This is a genomic window from Acidilobus aceticus (genome assembly GCF_055392325.1).
The window spans coordinates 843,179-858,961 of the sequence record NZ_AP042407.1 but is presented as its reverse complement, the minus strand read 5'-3'; the positions used below and the strand labels follow the sequence as shown (position 1 = coordinate 858,961).

Genomic DNA, 15,783 nt, shown 5'->3' with positions numbered 1-15,783 from the left:
CTCGCCCCCGGGCTACCTGCGCCAGGAGGTTATTATCTGAGCCAGTTTGACCGAGCCGTCGTCGCAGGCGGCCGGCTTAGCCTTCATGGCCTCCTCCACGGCCCTCTCGACCCCCTCGGGGGTCACCTGGTCTGGCGGCAGCAGGACGGCGCCTATCCTCTTGGCCATCATGCTGGCCTCGACCATCCTCACCGGGTTCCTCATCCACACCCACTCGGTGTTCGGGGCCAGGACTGTTGGCTTGCCGTACTTGCATGCGGCCTCCACGGCGGTCCTCCCGAAGTGGGTCACAACGACGCTGGCCCCGGCTATCATGTCCTCCAGCTCCGGGCTGAAGCTGAAGGCCCTGAGGCCCGCCCTGACGTAGGGCCCCGGGTCCACCCTGCCTGTCTGCAGCACCAGCCTGTCCCTGATGCCTGAGGCGGCGGCAGCGTCAAAGAGCGCCCTGTAGCCGTAGCTTCCGGCCGTCACAAGGACATAGCCCTCGTCCCTGACCCTGTAGTGGAGCTTCCCGAGCAGGGGGCCCACTACAACCCCCTTGGGCGCGAACCTCCTCTGCTCCTCCCACTGAAGGGCTACCAGCTTAGATATGGGGGACAGGGCCCTGACGGCCCTGCTCGGCTCCACGAACCTCTCAGTGGCCTCTATTGTGACCAGCCTCGCCCCCTTGAGCCACGCCGCTATGCCAGAGGCTATGCTGTGGTTGCTCCCGCTAGCCACGGCCACGTCGTAGCCCCTGGGGACCCTGGCAAGCGACCTGAGCAGGGCCCCCGGGAGCCTCAGAACCCCCTCTGCGAGCCCCTCGCCCGGGTCAAGGAACTTCGGCGTCCTCGCGACAACCCTGCCCAGCCTGGAGACCTGCTCCTCGCTCCACCTGTCGCCCTCCGGTATAACGAAGTCAACCATCGCCCCTGAGTCCACGAGCCTCTCCGCCAGGGCCAGGGCGTGCCCGGTGTGGCCGCCGCCGCTCGCTATTATCAGCGCCCTCAAGCTCCTTCGCGGCTTTAAGCTGGCTAGGGGCTCTTAACGCTAACCGTCCCTAGGAGCCAGTGTTAAAGGAAGCCACTACGGGTGAGGCTTATCATGTTTAGGTAAAGTAATCATAATATATATTGAAAGGTAGCGGCATCGCCTTACGAAAGTCAACAGATAAATTCTCTGAATGTAATACCACAAGGCAGCGTGGTAGCATGCGGCACGCGTTGAAGCTAGTCCTTGTAGCCTCCCTGTTCGTAGTGTTCAGCCTGGTGCTGCTCAACCCGCTCGCCTTCACTGCGAGGGCCCAGACGTCAGGGCAGCCCGCCTCCACAATAATACTGAAGAGCTACTCCGGCTCAGACGGTAAAGGCATCGGCGACTTCGATCACGGCTACATAGCGTTCTACGACTACGCAATACCTCCATACAAGATGGGCACACTGCCCTCAGGGGCCGTGGCCTACGAGATGCCCTCAACCTACTACGACGTGCTCCTGAACCCGGTTGAGTACATACAGAACCCCAGCGGGCAGGAGGTCCTCAACCCGTTCTACTACCAGAGCGTCAGGTTCGCAATTAACTACATAGTTGACAGGAGCTACTTCGTCAACGACGTCCTCTACGGCTATGGAATACCGTCCCTGACCCTGTACGGCGGGGAGTATGAGATGCTGACCACCTCAAACGTGACCGCGAAGTTCTCCAACATAACCTACAACCCGTCCTACGCGAACGAGACCATATACAAGACCCTCACGGCCCACGGCTACAAGTACATAAACGGCCAGTGGTACTACCCCAACGGCCAGCCCGTGGTGATATACGTCTTCGACAGGACTGACACCACCGTGAGGAACATCTACGCCTCATTCCTGATAGACCAGCTCAAGAACCTGGGCTTCGAGGTGCAGCCAGTATACGGCGACCTGCAGAAGGAGATAACAGACATATACAGCATGGTGCCTAACGAGACCACCTGGAACGTGCTCATAGAGGCCTGGGGCGGCACCTACGGCTTCTACGACTGGAGCCTGCCGGCCTCGCTCTACGGTGCTGCGTTTAGTGACCTGCCCGCAAGCGACGCCTACGGCACTGCGTGGGGCCTAGGAGTCAACACGACCAACATACAGGAGCCCGAGCTGACCCAGGAGCTCAACATCATAGACAACCTGAGCCTCAGGATCGCCTCCAGCGAGTTCACAAGCGAGCAGCAGTACTACGAGTTGCTTAACACGATAAACTACTATGGCATAGTCTCAGCCATAAGGATCGGCCTGGGCATGAGCCTGATACCGATATTCGTCAACAGCAACATGGTGACTGGGCTGGTGCCCAACTACATAGAGGGCCTGGTGACCCCGTTCAGCTTCCTGAACGCCAGGACCCCAACAGGAACCCTCACCATAGGTGTGAGGCACCTGGCCATGGGAAGCATGAACCCGGTGGCCGGCTTCACCGACTCCTACAGCGTCGCCACAGCCTCGAGCGTCTTCCTGCCGATAATATACTACATACCTGGCAACGGCTTCCCTGTGCCCGCTGGCTTCACCTACAAGCTCGTGGCCCTGTCCCCGGTGGCCAACATAACCGTGCCCACGTCGGCCCTCATGTACAACGCCACCAGCATGAAGGTGCAGCACGTGCCCCCGAACACAACTGCCAAGGTGGCTGTAATAGTTAACTTCGCCCCGCTCCTGCAGAACGACAGGTTCGTTGACGGCCAGCCGATAACGCTTGCTGACCTCATAGAGCAGTACCTGATAGCGGCCAACGCGAGCCTGTCAAGCAACAGCCCAATATACGACTCGACGGCGGCCGCGGTTTACAGCCCGTCGCTGCAGCAGATAGTCGGATTTGAGATACTGAACAGCACCTCGCTGGAGATCTGGAGCACCGCGTGGTGGTTCAACCCTGAGTATGCCGCCCTGAGCACCGTGGGCGACTTCATAATACTCGGCTACGCAGAGCCCGGAGGCGGAATGATGCCCTGGCCGCTCTACGCAGCCATGGCATACGTGGTGGCCCACGGCGAGGCGGCGTGGAGCACGGGCGCTGCCACCAGCGAGCACGTCGACTGGCTCAGCCTGGTGAACCCAACTGACGTGGGCAACGTGCTCAAGGCCATGCAGCTCTACAACAGCACGGGCTACATACCAGAGGGCCTGCTCGAGGTCCAGAGCCTGAGCGGCGTCCAGCTCGTTAACGAGACGTTCGCCCATGAGGCCTACACTGACGCCATAAACTACATCAACACCTACGGCAACGCCGTCATAGGTGAAGGGCCCTACATGCTGGTGGCCTACCAGCCCGGCCAGTACGCCAAGCTCGTGAGGAACCCCTACTTCAACGTTCCAGTGCCCAGCATACTAACCAGCACCCCGGTGCTGTACTCCGTTCACGTGACCCTGCCGCCGCTGGGCATGGTGCCGGCCGGAGGCAGCATAAATGCCACAGTCTACGGCACGCCTGACGGGACGAACGTCACGACACCGCAGAGCGGCGTGTTCGTGATAGCACAGTTCGTGACTCCTGAGGGCGCCGTAGTAGCGCAGGAGAACCTGACCAGCGGCGCTGACGGCTCGGTGAGCATACCTGTGCCCGCGAGCCTGTCGCCTGGAAGCTACTACCTGGTGCTGTGGGCCTACACGCCTGCGAACATGCTGCTTGACCCGGCGAAGGTGCCCATAACTGTGACCCCGATGGTGACCACCACGACCACCACTACAACCACCACAAGCACGACCACAACAACGACTACCACAACAACGCCTGTGACCACCACAAGCACGACCACAACAACGACTACCACAACAACTTCAACCACGCCGGTAACTACCACGACACCTAAGCCTGTGACCATCTCGACTACACTGATAGTGGGAATAGTCGTCGTTGTAATAGTTATAATAGCCGCCGTGGCACTCCTGGCCAGGAGAAAGTGAATGGCCAGGGGTGACAGCCACTAATGGGTTATAAGACTTTTTTAGCTAAGACTGCGATTATATACATTACTGTACTTTTTGCCGCCATGATTATACTCTACGTCTTCACCTACCCCGTGATACAGAAGCTTTACGCCGACTACGTGAAGTACTCGGCCAGCCAGCTGAAGACGGAGCTCATAAGGCACGCCAGGGGAAGCCTCAACCTGACCCAGGTAAACCTTGAAGTCGAGAGTTACGAGAAGTCCCTGGAGGCCGCCTACGGGCTTAACCAGCCCCTCATAGTCAGGTTTGCCCTGCAGATGAAGGCCCTGATAACCTTCCACTTTGGCGTCACTCCTCCGGGCGTAAGCTACCCGGGCTACACGTCATCTAATAACATAGCCCAGATAATTGCCGTAGCCCTGCCAAGGACTATAATACTGTTCACGACTGGGACAATAATAATAATTGCGGTGGGAACGCTCCTTGGAGTGCTGGCGGCCAGGTACCAGGGCTCAGCCTACGATAAGGCCATACCCGTGATAGCCGTCGTGCACCAGAGCCTGCCCACGTGGTGGATAGGCTTCCTGCTCATAGCGGGCCTGGCCTACGGCCTTCGCTGGTTCCCGCCCGGAGGCATAGTGAGCGCCGGGCTCAACTTCTCCAGGGAGCCCCTTCAGTACGTGGCGAGCCTCCTGGACCACATGACCTTGCCGCTCCTGGCGTTCTTCATAGTTAACGTGGGGGGCTTCGCCTACGTGGTCAGGAGCCTGACCCTGGCAACAACCAAGGAGGACTTCGTGCTCACGGCCAAGGCCAGGGGGCTGCCGGAGAGGAGGATAGTCTTCGGCCACATACTTAAGACGGCATCGCCCTCAATAGCGACTCAGGCCATGCTGTGGCTGGCGAGCTCCTTCGCCGGAGGCCTGACCACCGAGATAGTGTTCGTGTGGCCAGGCATAGGGCTGCTTACGTATTATGCCGTGCTTGAGTCGGACGAGGCGACCGTTATGGCGATAACTTACGTGCTGACCCTTGTGCTTGTAATAGCGCTGTTCCTTAACGAGATAATAAAGGGGATACTGGACCCGAGGATAAGGGCAAGCCAAGGGTGAAGCTGAATGTCAGAGGAGGCAGGATCCAGCTTTACGTTCTACCTGAAGTACGTGCTGAAGAGCAAGAGCGCCCTGGCAGCGCTCGTGATAATATTTGTGTTTGTTGGGCTCGCCGCCTACGTGAGCACGTGGCCCAAGAGCGTGGCTTTCAACTACATAAACAACCTCCAGTACTGGGAGAGCGCATACCCAACGGTCGCGGCGCCTTCCTGGATGGCGGCGCTGAGCCCCTCCAGCTACGCCCCCTCCCTGTACGTGAACCCCCACTCCGTGAAGGTGTATGAGCACGTCGGCACCGTCTACGTGTATGAGCTCACGTACATCTTTGAGTGGCGCTACTCAAAGGTCCCAACGGACGTGGTATTCAACTTCGCCTCCAACGCAACGATGCAGTACATGCTGGTGGAGTGGGTTAAGCCCTCAGGGTCAACTGTCAACGCCACAGTGACCGTGACGGGAACGACGTACTCCTTTGACCTCAGCGCCCTGGCCAAGCCTCTCTCGGCCTACCTGCTCCAGAAGACGGGCACCGTGCCCACGGTGCTGACCACGCAGGCCCTCGCAACGGCCCTGTTCAGCAACCTATCCAGGAGGACCGTGGGCCCAACGGAGCTGGGCACCTACAGGGTGAATGTCTTCATCGCGACCGCCGGGCCCGCCAAGTTCAAGGCCGCCCAGGTGAGGGTCATGGGGAACGCCTACGGGGCGCTGGGCACAGACATCTACGGCAGGCCGATATTCCTTGGCATACTGCTTGGGCTCCCCAACGCGCTTGAGATAGGGGTGGTCACCTCGCTGCTGGGGGTGCTCATAGGCGCCTTCATAGGTGGATACGCGGGCTTCCTGGGCGGCAAGACGGACGCCGCGCTCAACTGGTTCAGCACGGTCATACTGGCCCTGCCAGCCCTGCCGTTCCTGGTGGCCCTTGGGCTGCTGCTGAAGTCGGGCCTCTCAATAATGGAGGAGGCCCTCCTGATAACCTTCCTGAGCTGGCCGTTTTACGCAATAATAGCCAGGAGCGCGGCCCAGAGCATAAAGACAAACTCGTTCGTCGAGGCTGACAAGCTGATGGGCATACCATCCTACAGGACGTTCCTGACGCACTTCCTGCCCAGGCTGGTGCCGTTCATAGTGGCCTACACCGTGCTCGGGATACCCGGGGCGATACTGCTTGTTGAGACGCTCGCCTTCATAGGCATAGCTCCGCCCAACATAGTGACGTGGGGAGGCATACTTGACGCCGCATACGACGCCAACGCCGCGCTCAACGGGTGGTGGTGGTGGATACTGTTCCCAGGCCTCATGATAGTCTTCGTCAGCCTGCCCTTCGTAGTGGTGGGCTTCGCGATAGAGAGGGCCTCGTTCGGCGGAAGGTAAGTGCATAAGCCTTTTTGCCAGGCCCCTTCTTTCTCCTGGGACCCGCGTTGAGGATAGCGGTCGTCGGCAGCAGGGGCTTCGGCTCCGTCCACCTGGCCGCCATGTCGAGGCTTAAGGACGAGGGCTTCGACATAGAGTACTACACCTACAGCTCCTCCGAGCAGGAGGCCAAGGCCATAGCCGAGAGGTTCGGGGCCGCGGGCTACTTCACAAACTATGATGACGTCCTCTCGTCAAAGGTTGACGCGGTTGACCTGGTCATAAGCCACGACGCCCACATGCCCATGGCGACGAGGGCCCTCAGGGCGGGCAAGCACGTCATGCTTGAGAAGCCCATAGCCAGGAACATGGAGGAGGCAGAGGCCATAGTCAGGGCCGCTGAGTCCTCCGGCCTCAAGTTCATGGTCGCCGAGAACTACCACTTTGACGAGACTTTCAACGAGCTCTACAGGCAGCTGCCCAGCGTGGGCAGGGTTCACACGGTGATAGTGAGGGACATACACTACAACCAGCCGAGGACCTGGAGGAAGGTCAAGGAGCTCATGGGCGGCGGGGCAGTCATAGACGGCGGCATACACATGATACACGTCATGCTTAACGTGGCGGGCGACTACTCGTCCGTGTGCTCCATGGTCTACCGCACGGGCAGCGTCGACATGGAGGGGGAGGACGTGGGGGTCGCGATGTTTAACTTCAGGTCGGGCGCCAGGGGTGTCTACATGTACGGCTGGGCCTTCAGGAGCGCCGCCCCGGCGCCCATAATAGAGGTTTACGGCGACAAGGGGTCCATATACGAGGACCCCTCCTCGAGGCTCTTCCTGGAGTCCAGGGGCTTCAGGTACTTCGCCAGGCACGGGGACCTGGTGGTCAACGGCTCAAGGGTTGAGGTGGCGAAGAAGGACATGATAGGTGAGGAGGTAAGGGCGTTCGCCGACTACGTTGACGGCAGGAGGAAGGACAACCCTATGCCCACCGAGCTTGAGCTCAGGGACCTCAGGGCCGTCCTCGACATATACTCCTCCTCAAGGTGCTGACCACCTCTTGGCCCTCTCCACCTTGTCCTTAATGCAGAGGAGCGCGACGTCGTAGGCATACTCCACGTCCCTCTGGGTCAGCACCCTGTAGGCGGTGCCGCTCCTCAGCATGTAGTGTCTCCTGAGCACTGCAGGCACTATGGAGTCCAGGTCCTTGCCCCTCATTATCATGGCGGCCACCTCCCTCACGACCTCGTTGTTGCAGTCCCCTGGCCTGAACGGGGTGGACCAGCTCCTGACCTTTACTAGGCCTTCCTCGACGCACTTGGCGGCCCTGAAGTAAAGGGACTCGAACTGCTCGTCGTTCATGTCAAGCTTAAAGTCGTAGTGTAGGGCGGCCCTTATCATCTCCTTAGTCATCCCCAGCGCTATGAGCCCTGCCACGGCCCTCAGGGTGCCCCTGCACTCCTCGCTCATTTTGCAGCACATGCTAACTGTTTTATTTTACGGCAAATTACGCCTTCGTGGCGGTCCAATGGACTGGCTGGCCATAGAGAGGGCAATGGTCAAGGCGCCTTACCACGTTGACTACGTTGTGCCCAAGGACTCCGTGCCCAGGCCTGAGGAGCAGTGCCTCGAGCCCTCCTTCGGGAAGCCCAGGGGGCAGCTGAGAAACTGGAGGGCCACACTGAGCGACGGCAGCTGCCTCCACGTGCTCGAGTTCAAGCACTTCTACGTGGTGCACAGGGACAGGGCCAACCTGAACGACAGCGTGATAAGGCACGTGGCCCTTGACGAGCCCAGCATGGCCGTGCTCTCCTTCTGGCTCCCCCTGCTGGAGCTTCTCAGGGCGCTGCTTAGGGCCAGGAGGAGGAAGAGGCTCAGGGCCATGGGGAGCCCCTGCTACTAGCCTTATTAGCTTCACAGCCAGGCGCAGGCCGGGGATGGCGTTGACCGAGGAGAGGGCCCAGGTGTCCATACCCAGGGACCTCTACGAGAAGGCCAAGAACTACGTGGAGGCCCAGGGGACCTTCAAGTCCGTTGACGAGCTCGTTGAGTTCCTCCTCAGGCAGCTGCTGGAGGAGCAGGAGACCAGCGTCATGAGCAAGGAGGACGAGGAGGCCGTGAAGGACAGGCTCAGGAGGCTCGGCTACCTCTGAGCCTTGAGGTTATGAGGTTAACCAGCTTCTCGGCGTTCTCCTCAACACTGTTGTTTACAGTGTCAAGCACCAGGTCGGGGCTCAGCGGCTCCTCGTAGGGGTCCGAGATCCCCGTGAAGTGCCTGATCTCACCTGCTAGGGCCTTCCTGTAGAGGCCCTTGGGGTCCCTCCTTATGCACTCCTCCAGCGGGCACTTGACGTAGACCTCGAGGAAGTCCGCCTCCTCGGATATTATCTTCCTGACCTCCTCCCTGGCGTCCCTGTAGGGGGAGACGAAGCTGCATATCACTATTACCCCGTTCCTTGCCAGGAGCCTGGCCACCCACGAGGCCCTGACCAGGTGCCTCACCCTCTCCTCCTTCGTGTAGCCCGCCTCGGGGTCTATGTGGGACCTGAACCAGTCGCCGTCAAGCACCTCGACCCTGTAGCCCATGGCCCTGAGCCTCTCGGCCGCGGCGTTTGCTATCGTGGTCTTGCCGCTTCCCGGCAGGCCTGTCAGCCAGGCAACTAGCCCCCTCAAGCCCCAGCACCGCCGAGCCGACGCGTCCTAAGGGGCTTTAAAGCGTGGGCTTTAATTAAGCTTAATTAAGCTTAAATATCCCTAATTAAATTTAATTAGGCGGTGAAGCCAATGGCCAGGAGGCCTGAGGGCGAGAGGGGGAGGTACACGACAGTCTCAATACCGACCCCGCTCTACGACAGGATAAAGAGCCTCATAGCAGGCACCGGCTTCAACAGCGTCTCCCAGTTCGTCACGTACGTCCTCAGGGAGGTGGTGAGCGACATGGAGAGGGAGAAGGTGCAGAGCGCCGTGAGCGAGGAGGAGAAGGAGGAGATACTGAGGAAGCTCAAGAGCCTGGGCTACCTGTGAGGTGTCCAGGATGGCATCCCAGCCCCACGGAGGAAGGCTTATTGACAGGGTGGCCAGGGGGCCCAGGGCGGAGAAGCTCTCCTGCGAGGCCGCTGAGCTTCCGGCCGTTGAGCTCTCCGGGGCGTTAGCGTATGACGTGGCCAACATAACGCACGGAGTCTACAGCCCCCTCGAGGGCTTTATGACAGAGGACGAGTACGAGAGCGTGCTGAGGAACTCGAGGCTCACGAACGACCTCCCGTGGACCATACCCATAGTGCTTGACGTGGAGCCCAGGCTGGCCAAGGAGGTCCTCGGCTCGGAGATAGCGCTGTCCTACAAGGGTGTCAGGTTCGCCATAATGAGCGTTGAGGACGCCTACCAGTGGGACAGGAAGGCCTTCGCCGAGAGAGTCTTCGGCACCACCGACCAGGCCCACCCGGGCGTGGCCCTCCTCTACAGGAGGGAGGGGCAGGCCCTCATAGGAGGCAAGGTTGAGCAGTTCGCTGAGCTGCCCGAGCCGTTCGAGAAGTACAGGCTGTGGCCCAAGGAGACCAGGGTGCTCTTCGACCAGCTGGGCTGGAGGAGCGTAGCGGCGTTTCAGACAAGGAACGCCCCTCACATGGGGCACGAGTACGTCATGAAGGCGGCCCTGAGCTTCGTCGACGGCCTCTTCGTGAACCCCCTCGTCGGCTGGAAGAAGCCAGGCGACTTCACGGACGACGCCATAGTTGCTGCCTATGAGGTCCTGCTGAGGGACTACTTCCCCAGGTCGAGCTACGTCTTCAGCGTGCTCAGGATGAAGATGGTCTACGCAGGCCCCAAGGAGGCCATACACCACGCCATAATAAGGAAGAACTTCGGGGCAACCCACATAATAGTTGGCAGGGACCACGCTGGCGTCGGCTCCTTCTACGGCCCCTACGACGCGTGGAACATATTCAAGGAGTTCCCAGACCTTGGGATAACCCCGCTGTTCCTCAGGGAGGCGTTCTACTGCGTGAAGTGCGGCGGCATAGTTAATGACAAGATATGCCCTCACGGCGACGAGTACAGGAGGAGGATAAGCGGGACCGAGATAAGGAAGCTCCTCTCGGAGGGCCAGAGGCCGCCGGACTACATGATGAGGCCAGAGGTGGCCGACGCCCTGATAAAGCTCAGGGACAGGCTCTTCATAAGCTCCTCCTCTCAGTGAACGCAAGTATTACGGTGCCGACTATTATTGCGTCAACAGAGTAGCCCACGGCGTTGTTATAGAAGCCGTGGTCCAGCCTAATGGGCTCCAGCCTCAGCGGGCCCGTCGGCGCGGGCTCCCCGCGCGAGGCGCTGACGTTAAGCCCCTGCAGGGACAGCCTGTAGGATCCCAGGGGGCTCAGGTGGGACCTCTCCAGGAGGGAGGGGGTGACCACCGCGGGCCTTGAGGACGTGGCCCACCCTATGACGGAGCCGTTGGCCTCAAGGTAGCCCTGCACGGTCCCATTGATGTAGACAGCTATGTAGTCGCTCCCTGAGCCCACGAACAGCTGGCCGAGGTACACGATGCCGTGGAGGAACGGGTAGGCGGCGGTCAGGGAGAACGGGTAGTCGAGCGCCGCCGTGGTCTCGGCCTCTGGAAGTCCGCCGTAGGTGTATAGCACTGAGGCCCACCCGGACGGCGGCCTAAGGTAAAGGGCGAGGCCGTTCAGAGTCCTAGCAGCAGCGAAGACGTAGGCCTCATCGCTGTAGACATATGCCGTCCCGTTAAGGGATATCATGGCCTCCTGCAGGTCGTTGACCATCTCCGAGCCCGCCAGGAGCGGCGCCCCGTCGTAGCTGCCAACGTAGTCTATGGTGACGTTGCTGCCGTAGTAGTACGCCTGGGCCCCCGAGGGGTTCACGTAGACTAGGTAGCTGTCGCTGAAAGCTACGGCAACCCCGCCACTGAGCGGGGCCGCGCTGTAAGGGGGCACCAGGGTGGTGAAGTTAGTCGCGTACGCCCTCAGCGAGCCGTTCCTCAGCGAGACCGCCAGGAGCCTGTAGGGCGGGAACGGGGTCGTGTTGAGCACGCCGGCCGCGGCAACGACGCCGTTTTGACAGGAGACGGCAGTGAGGTAGCCGTAATCATCAACGCTGTAGTACGTGGCCCCGGAGCCGCTGAGGTCCACCAGCGAGGGCCTGTCGTGGGATGAGCCGACCACTATGAGCTGGTCCCCCAGCTGGCACGCGGCCGTCGCGGTGACGTTAAGCGAGAGCCACCTGCCGTTGAAGTAGGCCACAGCCGTGCCGTTCCCATCGGCGACCACCCACCCGCTGCTCGGGCTGAAGTAGATGAGCCTGCGGCCCTCCAGGAGCACCCCCCAGTCGGTGGAGGCGCTCACGTAGGGGTAGGCGGCAGCGAAGATGGCCCCGGCTATCAGTATTGAGTAAACTAGGACCGCCACAGCCCACCTAGGTATCAAGCTTGAGCCCCGTGCTCGGTCGCCTGTGAAGTTAAAAGCGGTGAGCAGTGCGCGAGGGAATGGAAGCCCAGCGTTGCATTATGCAGATATGCATATAACTCTTCCCGACACTTTAAGTTCCTTGAGGTGAAGTTATTGGACATCAGGAGGGCCCTCGCCGCGGCTGCGTCAATGCTGTTAATAGCGGCCATAGTCCTCTACCCCGCGACCTCGCTTGCTGAGGGCGTTCACGTCAACAAGAGCAACTACATCTACGTCTACCCCAACAGCGCGGTAGTCGTGTTGGTTAACGGGACGGCGTCGCTTGAGCACGAGGTCCCCAGGGAGAACCTGAGCCTTGAGGTCACATACTATAGCGCATCGACCTACCTGAGGCTCACATACAGCGGCCAGCTGCCCAGGCACGCGCACTTCAAGTTCAGCGGGATGGGCAAGTTCGAGGACAGCGGGCTGGGCCTGCAGTCGCTTAACGCCTCAGGCTTCATCAACAGGACCTCCAACGGGAGGGCGTCGGAGCTCAGGTTCAACGGCACTGTGGCCGTGGTGGGCAGCGAGGGCCAGTTTGAGGCCAACGTGAGCCTCTACAGGCTCATAGAGGCGGTCACGTCGCCCTCGCCCGAGTACGTTATAACGTTAAATGTGAACGTGTCCCACACCCCGTACCTTGCGCCCATACAGCTGGCCAAGTACGAGAGCCTGAACACCACGGGCATAAACATAACTGAGCTCAAGGTCTACGAGAACTCGACGTTCACAGAGGTGCTGCTCAAGGCTGTAGTTAACGCCACGCCAGCGCCGCCCAACACCACCCTGGGCCTGGTGCAGGCCCTCATAGGGGCGGCCCTGACGCCCGGCTTCATAAACGGCAGCTACCACTATTACGTTAACTACCAGGCCAGGGTGGCCGCGGGGGAGGTCAGCGTAAACGCCTCCAACGACCTGATAGGGCTTCTGGGGAAGGCCTTAACTGGGGGCGCGCAGGCCCTAGCCAAGCAGGGCGACCTCCAGGGAGGCGCGGACCTGGGCGACTACGGCGGCCTCCTGGGCGAGCTGGCTGACAACGCCGAGCCATTCATCAACGCCACGTCAGAGCTCATAAGTTACATACAGCAGAACTTCAGGGTAGTGGTGCCCTCGACGGAGGAGATAAACGTAACGGGCTACGGCCACAGCGTGACCTTCAGCTTCAGGGGCCCCATGATAATAAAGGCCAACGCCAAGAGCCCCAAGGACACGCTGATCGCCATACAGTACCTCTTCAGCAACGCGTCGCAGTTCTACGAGCAGAACGGGCTTGACCACATAGCTAAGGCCTTCGCCTCCGTCGAGGGGGAGGAGGTCACCCTTGTTGGCGTTGACGGCGTCACTGTGAAGCCGTCGCAGACCACGATAGGCAACCTGAGCTCCGTGGTGGTAACTGTGCCGAGCGGCAGCGCGCCAGCCAAGGAGGTCATAGGAGGCTCTGCAGTGGTGGTTGGACTCCTTCTCGTGGCCTTCTTCCTGCTCAGGAGGCACTGAGGCCCGTCGTTTAGCCCCTTCGTTTGTTCCTTCACAAGTGCTAACACTTTTTATGTAGTTGTATAACAGGCCTCTGGGACTAAGCTTGGCGTTCGGTCCCAAGGCCACGATAAAGAGGTATGTAATATTCATGGACTTTGACGGCTTCAGGTACAGGGGCCACGAGTCCATAGAGCTCGAGACGCAGGAGGACCTGAGGCTTGACGCGAAGGGCGTGAAGGTGACCTCGGTCAAGGCCAACGGGTCCCCGGTCCAGTTCGCGCAGGACGACGAGGGGGTCACGGTAAGGACCGGCAGGTTCTCGGGCACCCTCGAGGTGGACTTTGAGGGCGAGGCGGCTGAGAAGCTTGTGGGCATATACAGGGCCCCCTACGAGGGCGGCTACGTCATATCGACGCAGTTCGAGTCCGTCCACGCCAGGGAGATGTTCCCGTGCGTCGACAACCCGGCCTACAAGGCCAGGTTCAAGCTCTCGGTGAGGGTGCCCAGGGACCTCCACGCCATATCAAACATGCCCATAGAGAGGGTGACGCTTGATGGCGACAAGAAGGTAGTTGAGTTCATGGAGACCCCGCCCATGTCGACCTACCTGCTATACGTAGGCATAGGCAAGTGGGAGGAGGTAGTCGACAGCGGCGGCCGCTACGTGCTCGCCGCCGTCCCGGGCAAGACAAAGTACGGCTCCCTGGCCCTGTGGGCCGCCAGGAACAGCGTGGACTTCTACGAGAGGTACTTCGGCATACCATACCCGCTGCCCAAGATGCACCTGATAGCCGTCCCGGAGTTCGCCTTCGGCGCCATGGAGAACTGGGGCGCCATAACCTTCAGGGAGAGCGCCCTCCTCGCGCCTGAGGACGCCGACATGGCCCAGCGCAGGAGGGTCGCCGAGGTGGTGGCCCACGAGATAGCCCACCAGTGGTTCGGCGACCTTGTGACCATGAAGTGGTGGGACGACCTCTGGCTGAACGAGAGCTTCGCGACGTTCATGAGCTACAAGGCGGTCAGCTCCTTCGCCCCGGAGCTCCTCATGTGGGAGAACTTCCTGCTCGGCGAGACCGACGGCGCCATGGTGAGGGACTCCCTGAGCACGACCCACCCAATACACGTGGAGGTCTCGTCACCTGATGAGATAGAGGAGATATTTGATGACATAAGCTACGGCAAGGGAGCAAGCATACTCAGGATGGTCGAGTACTTCCTGGGCGAGTCGTTCAGGAAGGGGCTGTCGTCGTACCTGGAGCACCACGCCTACTCAAACGCCGTGGCCCAGGACCTCTGGACCGCCATACAGCCGTTCACGTCGGTGCCGGTGGCGGACCTCATGAACGACTGGATCACGAAGCCCGGCTACCCATACCTCAGGGTCACGGTGGAGGGCAGCAGGGTGAGGCTCGAGCAGCACAGGTTCTCGCTCTCAGGAAAGCTGGAGGACCTGACGTACATGGTGCCGGCCACCATCGAGGTCAACGGCAGGAGGGTCGACGCCATATTCAGCTCCAGGGTCCACGAGGTCGACGTGGGCGAGGAGGTGAGGCAGCTCAAGGTGAACCTCGACAGGGCTGGCTTCTACAGGGTCCTCTACCCGGACCTCTCGAGGCTCGCCAGGCTGAACCAGTTTGAAACCTACGGGCTCCTCAACGACTACTACTACTTCATGCTCGCCGGCCTGGTCAGCAGGGACGACTACCTCAGGGTAGTTGACATGAACTTCAGCGTCCCCGACTACCTGCCCGCCCTCGAGCTGAGCAGCGAGCTCTTCAACCTGTTCCTTGTAAACCCGGCCGTGTTCGCCCAGAGGGCCATAGACTACCACAGGTCGCAGTTCGCCCTCCAGTCCAGGAGGCCCGAGGAGCAGCACAGGGAGCTGGCGGGAAGGGTGGCGAACAGGCTGGCCATAATGGACCGCTCCTTCGCCAACGAGCTCGCGTCCCAGTTCGGCAGGGAAGTCGACCCGAACATGAGGCAGGCGGTATACACTGCTTACGCGGTGGCCGCAGGCGACCTTGAGGGCCTGAGGAGGGAGCACGAGAGGCAGCAGCTGGACTCTGAGAGGATAAAGGTCCTCTTGGCCGCGGCCCAGATAAGGGACAGGTCGGCCCTGCAGCAGGCCATAGAGTGGATAGCCTCAGGGAAGAGGCAGGACATGCTCTACGTGCTCACGGTTGGGCTCAACCCCGACGGCAGGGACCTGGTCTGGGGCTGGCTCAGGGACGGGGGCCTCGACAGGCTGGAGAAGGCCTTCGAGGGGACGGCGATAGTGCAGAGGTGGCTCCTGGGCTACCTGCCGTTCATAGGGCTCGGGAGGGAGAAGGAGGTCAGCGACTTCTTCGCCTCAAGGCCGGACGGCAGGAGCGCGGAGGTAAGGGGAGGCCTGGAGATCCTGGAGGCCTACTCAAGGCTGAGGCAGTGAGGCCTTCAGGCCCTAGCTTTTATTTTTCCCACCGCAGCG

Annotated in this window: 14 protein-coding genes; 10 read left to right on the top strand and 4 right to left on the bottom strand. The window is 60.6% G+C overall.

All coding sequences use genetic code 11. From position 1 onward, the window contains the following. Positions 1–12: 12 nt before the first annotated feature. Positions 13–990, bottom strand: coding sequence for a UDP-N-acetylglucosamine--N-acetylmuramyl-(pentapeptide) pyrophosphoryl-undecaprenol N-acetylglucosamine transferase (locus tag ACZ5OO_RS04470; RefSeq protein WP_464077916.1), 978 nt, complete (start codon positions 988–990; stop codon positions 13–15). Positions 991–1,202: 212 nt separating this feature from the next. Between ACZ5OO_RS04470 and ACZ5OO_RS04465 the strand changes: the two genes are divergently transcribed. The 4 genes from ACZ5OO_RS04465 (at position 1,203) to ACZ5OO_RS04450 (ending at position 7,428) form a co-directional block, all read left to right on the top strand. Then, positions 1,203–3,920 (top strand): ABC transporter substrate-binding protein, encoded by a 2,718-nt coding sequence (locus tag ACZ5OO_RS04465; RefSeq protein WP_464077915.1) that lies wholly within the window; start codon positions 1,203–1,205, stop codon positions 3,918–3,920. An 86-nt stretch (positions 3,921–4,006) separates the two neighbouring features. Further along, entirely contained in the window at positions 4,007–5,017 is a 1,011-nt protein-coding gene (locus tag ACZ5OO_RS04460; protein WP_238523612.1) for an ABC transporter permease, read from the top strand. Positions 5,018–5,023: 6 nt separating this feature from the next. Beyond that, the gene (locus ACZ5OO_RS04455; RefSeq protein ID WP_013265980.1) at positions 5,024–6,394 is read left to right on the top strand and encodes an ABC transporter permease; all 1,371 of its coding nucleotides are present in this window, start codon (positions 5,024–5,026) and stop codon (positions 6,392–6,394) included. Between the two features lie 14 nt (positions 6,395–6,408). Further along, the gene (locus tag ACZ5OO_RS04450) at positions 6,409–7,428 is read left to right on the top strand and encodes a Gfo/Idh/MocA family protein (protein WP_464077914.1); all 1,020 of its coding nucleotides are present in this window, start codon (positions 6,409–6,411) and stop codon (positions 7,426–7,428) included. Here ACZ5OO_RS04450 and ACZ5OO_RS04445 read toward each other — a convergent pair. Beyond that, positions 7,417–7,845, bottom strand: coding sequence for a hypothetical protein (locus ACZ5OO_RS04445; RefSeq protein WP_464077913.1), 429 nt, complete (start codon positions 7,843–7,845; stop codon positions 7,417–7,419). The two genes, ACZ5OO_RS04450 and ACZ5OO_RS04445, sit on opposite strands and share 12 nt — an antisense overlap. A gap of 58 nt (positions 7,846–7,903) precedes the next feature. On the opposite strand from ACZ5OO_RS04445, the gene ACZ5OO_RS04440 reads away from it, so the two are divergent. Next, positions 7,904–8,278, top strand: a complete 375-nt coding sequence (locus tag ACZ5OO_RS04440) for a hypothetical protein (protein ID WP_013265977.1) — start codon at positions 7,904–7,906, stop codon at positions 8,276–8,278. A gap of 34 nt (positions 8,279–8,312) precedes the next feature. Then, the gene (locus ACZ5OO_RS04435) at positions 8,313–8,528 is read left to right on the top strand and encodes a hypothetical protein (protein ID WP_013265976.1); all 216 of its coding nucleotides are present in this window, start codon (positions 8,313–8,315) and stop codon (positions 8,526–8,528) included. Here ACZ5OO_RS04435 and cysC read toward each other — a convergent pair. Next, a complete protein-coding gene (gene cysC, locus ACZ5OO_RS04430) occupies positions 8,506–9,048 on the bottom strand; it encodes an adenylyl-sulfate kinase (protein WP_013265975.1) in 543 nt (180 codons plus the stop codon). The two genes, ACZ5OO_RS04435 and cysC, sit on opposite strands and share 23 nt — an antisense overlap. 111 nt (positions 9,049–9,159) lie before the next feature. Here cysC and ACZ5OO_RS04425 point away from each other — a divergent pair, with 111 nt between their 5' ends. Both ACZ5OO_RS04425 and sat read left to right on the top strand, forming a co-directional pair. Further along, positions 9,160–9,399, top strand: coding sequence for a hypothetical protein (locus tag ACZ5OO_RS04425; protein ID WP_013265974.1), 240 nt, complete (start codon positions 9,160–9,162; stop codon positions 9,397–9,399). 10 nt (positions 9,400–9,409) lie between these two features. Beyond that, positions 9,410–10,573, top strand: a complete 1,164-nt coding sequence (gene sat / locus ACZ5OO_RS04420; protein ID WP_048812915.1) for a sulfate adenylyltransferase — start codon at positions 9,410–9,412, stop codon at positions 10,571–10,573. Here sat and ACZ5OO_RS04415 read toward each other — a convergent pair. Then, the gene (locus ACZ5OO_RS04415) at positions 10,551–11,816 is read right to left on the bottom strand and encodes a hypothetical protein (RefSeq protein ID WP_464077912.1); all 1,266 of its coding nucleotides are present in this window, start codon (positions 11,814–11,816) and stop codon (positions 10,551–10,553) included. The two genes, sat and ACZ5OO_RS04415, sit on opposite strands and share 23 nt — an antisense overlap. A 135-nt stretch (positions 11,817–11,951) precedes the next feature. Here ACZ5OO_RS04415 and ACZ5OO_RS04410 point away from each other — a divergent pair, with 135 nt between their 5' ends. After that, on the top strand, positions 11,952–13,334 hold the full coding sequence (locus tag ACZ5OO_RS04410; protein ID WP_464077911.1) for a hypothetical protein: 1,383 nt from the start codon (positions 11,952–11,954) through the stop codon (positions 13,332–13,334). 85 nt (positions 13,335–13,419) lie between these two features. Next, entirely contained in the window at positions 13,420–15,744 is a 2,325-nt protein-coding gene (locus ACZ5OO_RS04405) for a M1 family metallopeptidase (protein WP_464077910.1), read from the top strand. Positions 15,745–15,783: the final 39 nt, after the last annotated feature.

What these genes read in the sequence shown, in the direction of transcription:
- ACZ5OO_RS04460 (WP_238523612.1), top strand. Translation starts at nt 4,007, where the DNA reads ATGATTATACTCTACGTCTTCACCTACCCCGTGATACAGAAGCTTTAC.
- ACZ5OO_RS04455 (WP_013265980.1), top strand. Translation starts at nt 5,024, where the DNA reads ATGTCAGAGGAGGCAGGATCCAGCTTTACGTTCTACCTGAAGTACGTG.
- ACZ5OO_RS04445 (WP_464077913.1), bottom strand. Translation starts at nt 7,845, where the DNA reads ATGAGCGAGGAGTGCAGGGGCACCCTGAGGGCCGTGGCAGGGCTCATA.
- ACZ5OO_RS04440 (WP_013265977.1), top strand. Translation starts at nt 7,904, where the DNA reads ATGGACTGGCTGGCCATAGAGAGGGCAATGGTCAAGGCGCCTTACCAC.
- ACZ5OO_RS04435 (WP_013265976.1), top strand. Translation starts at nt 8,313, where the DNA reads ATGGCGTTGACCGAGGAGAGGGCCCAGGTGTCCATACCCAGGGACCTC.
- ACZ5OO_RS04425 (WP_013265974.1), top strand. Translation starts at nt 9,160, where the DNA reads ATGGCCAGGAGGCCTGAGGGCGAGAGGGGGAGGTACACGACAGTCTCA.
- sat (WP_048812915.1), top strand. Translation starts at nt 9,410, where the DNA reads ATGGCATCCCAGCCCCACGGAGGAAGGCTTATTGACAGGGTGGCCAGG.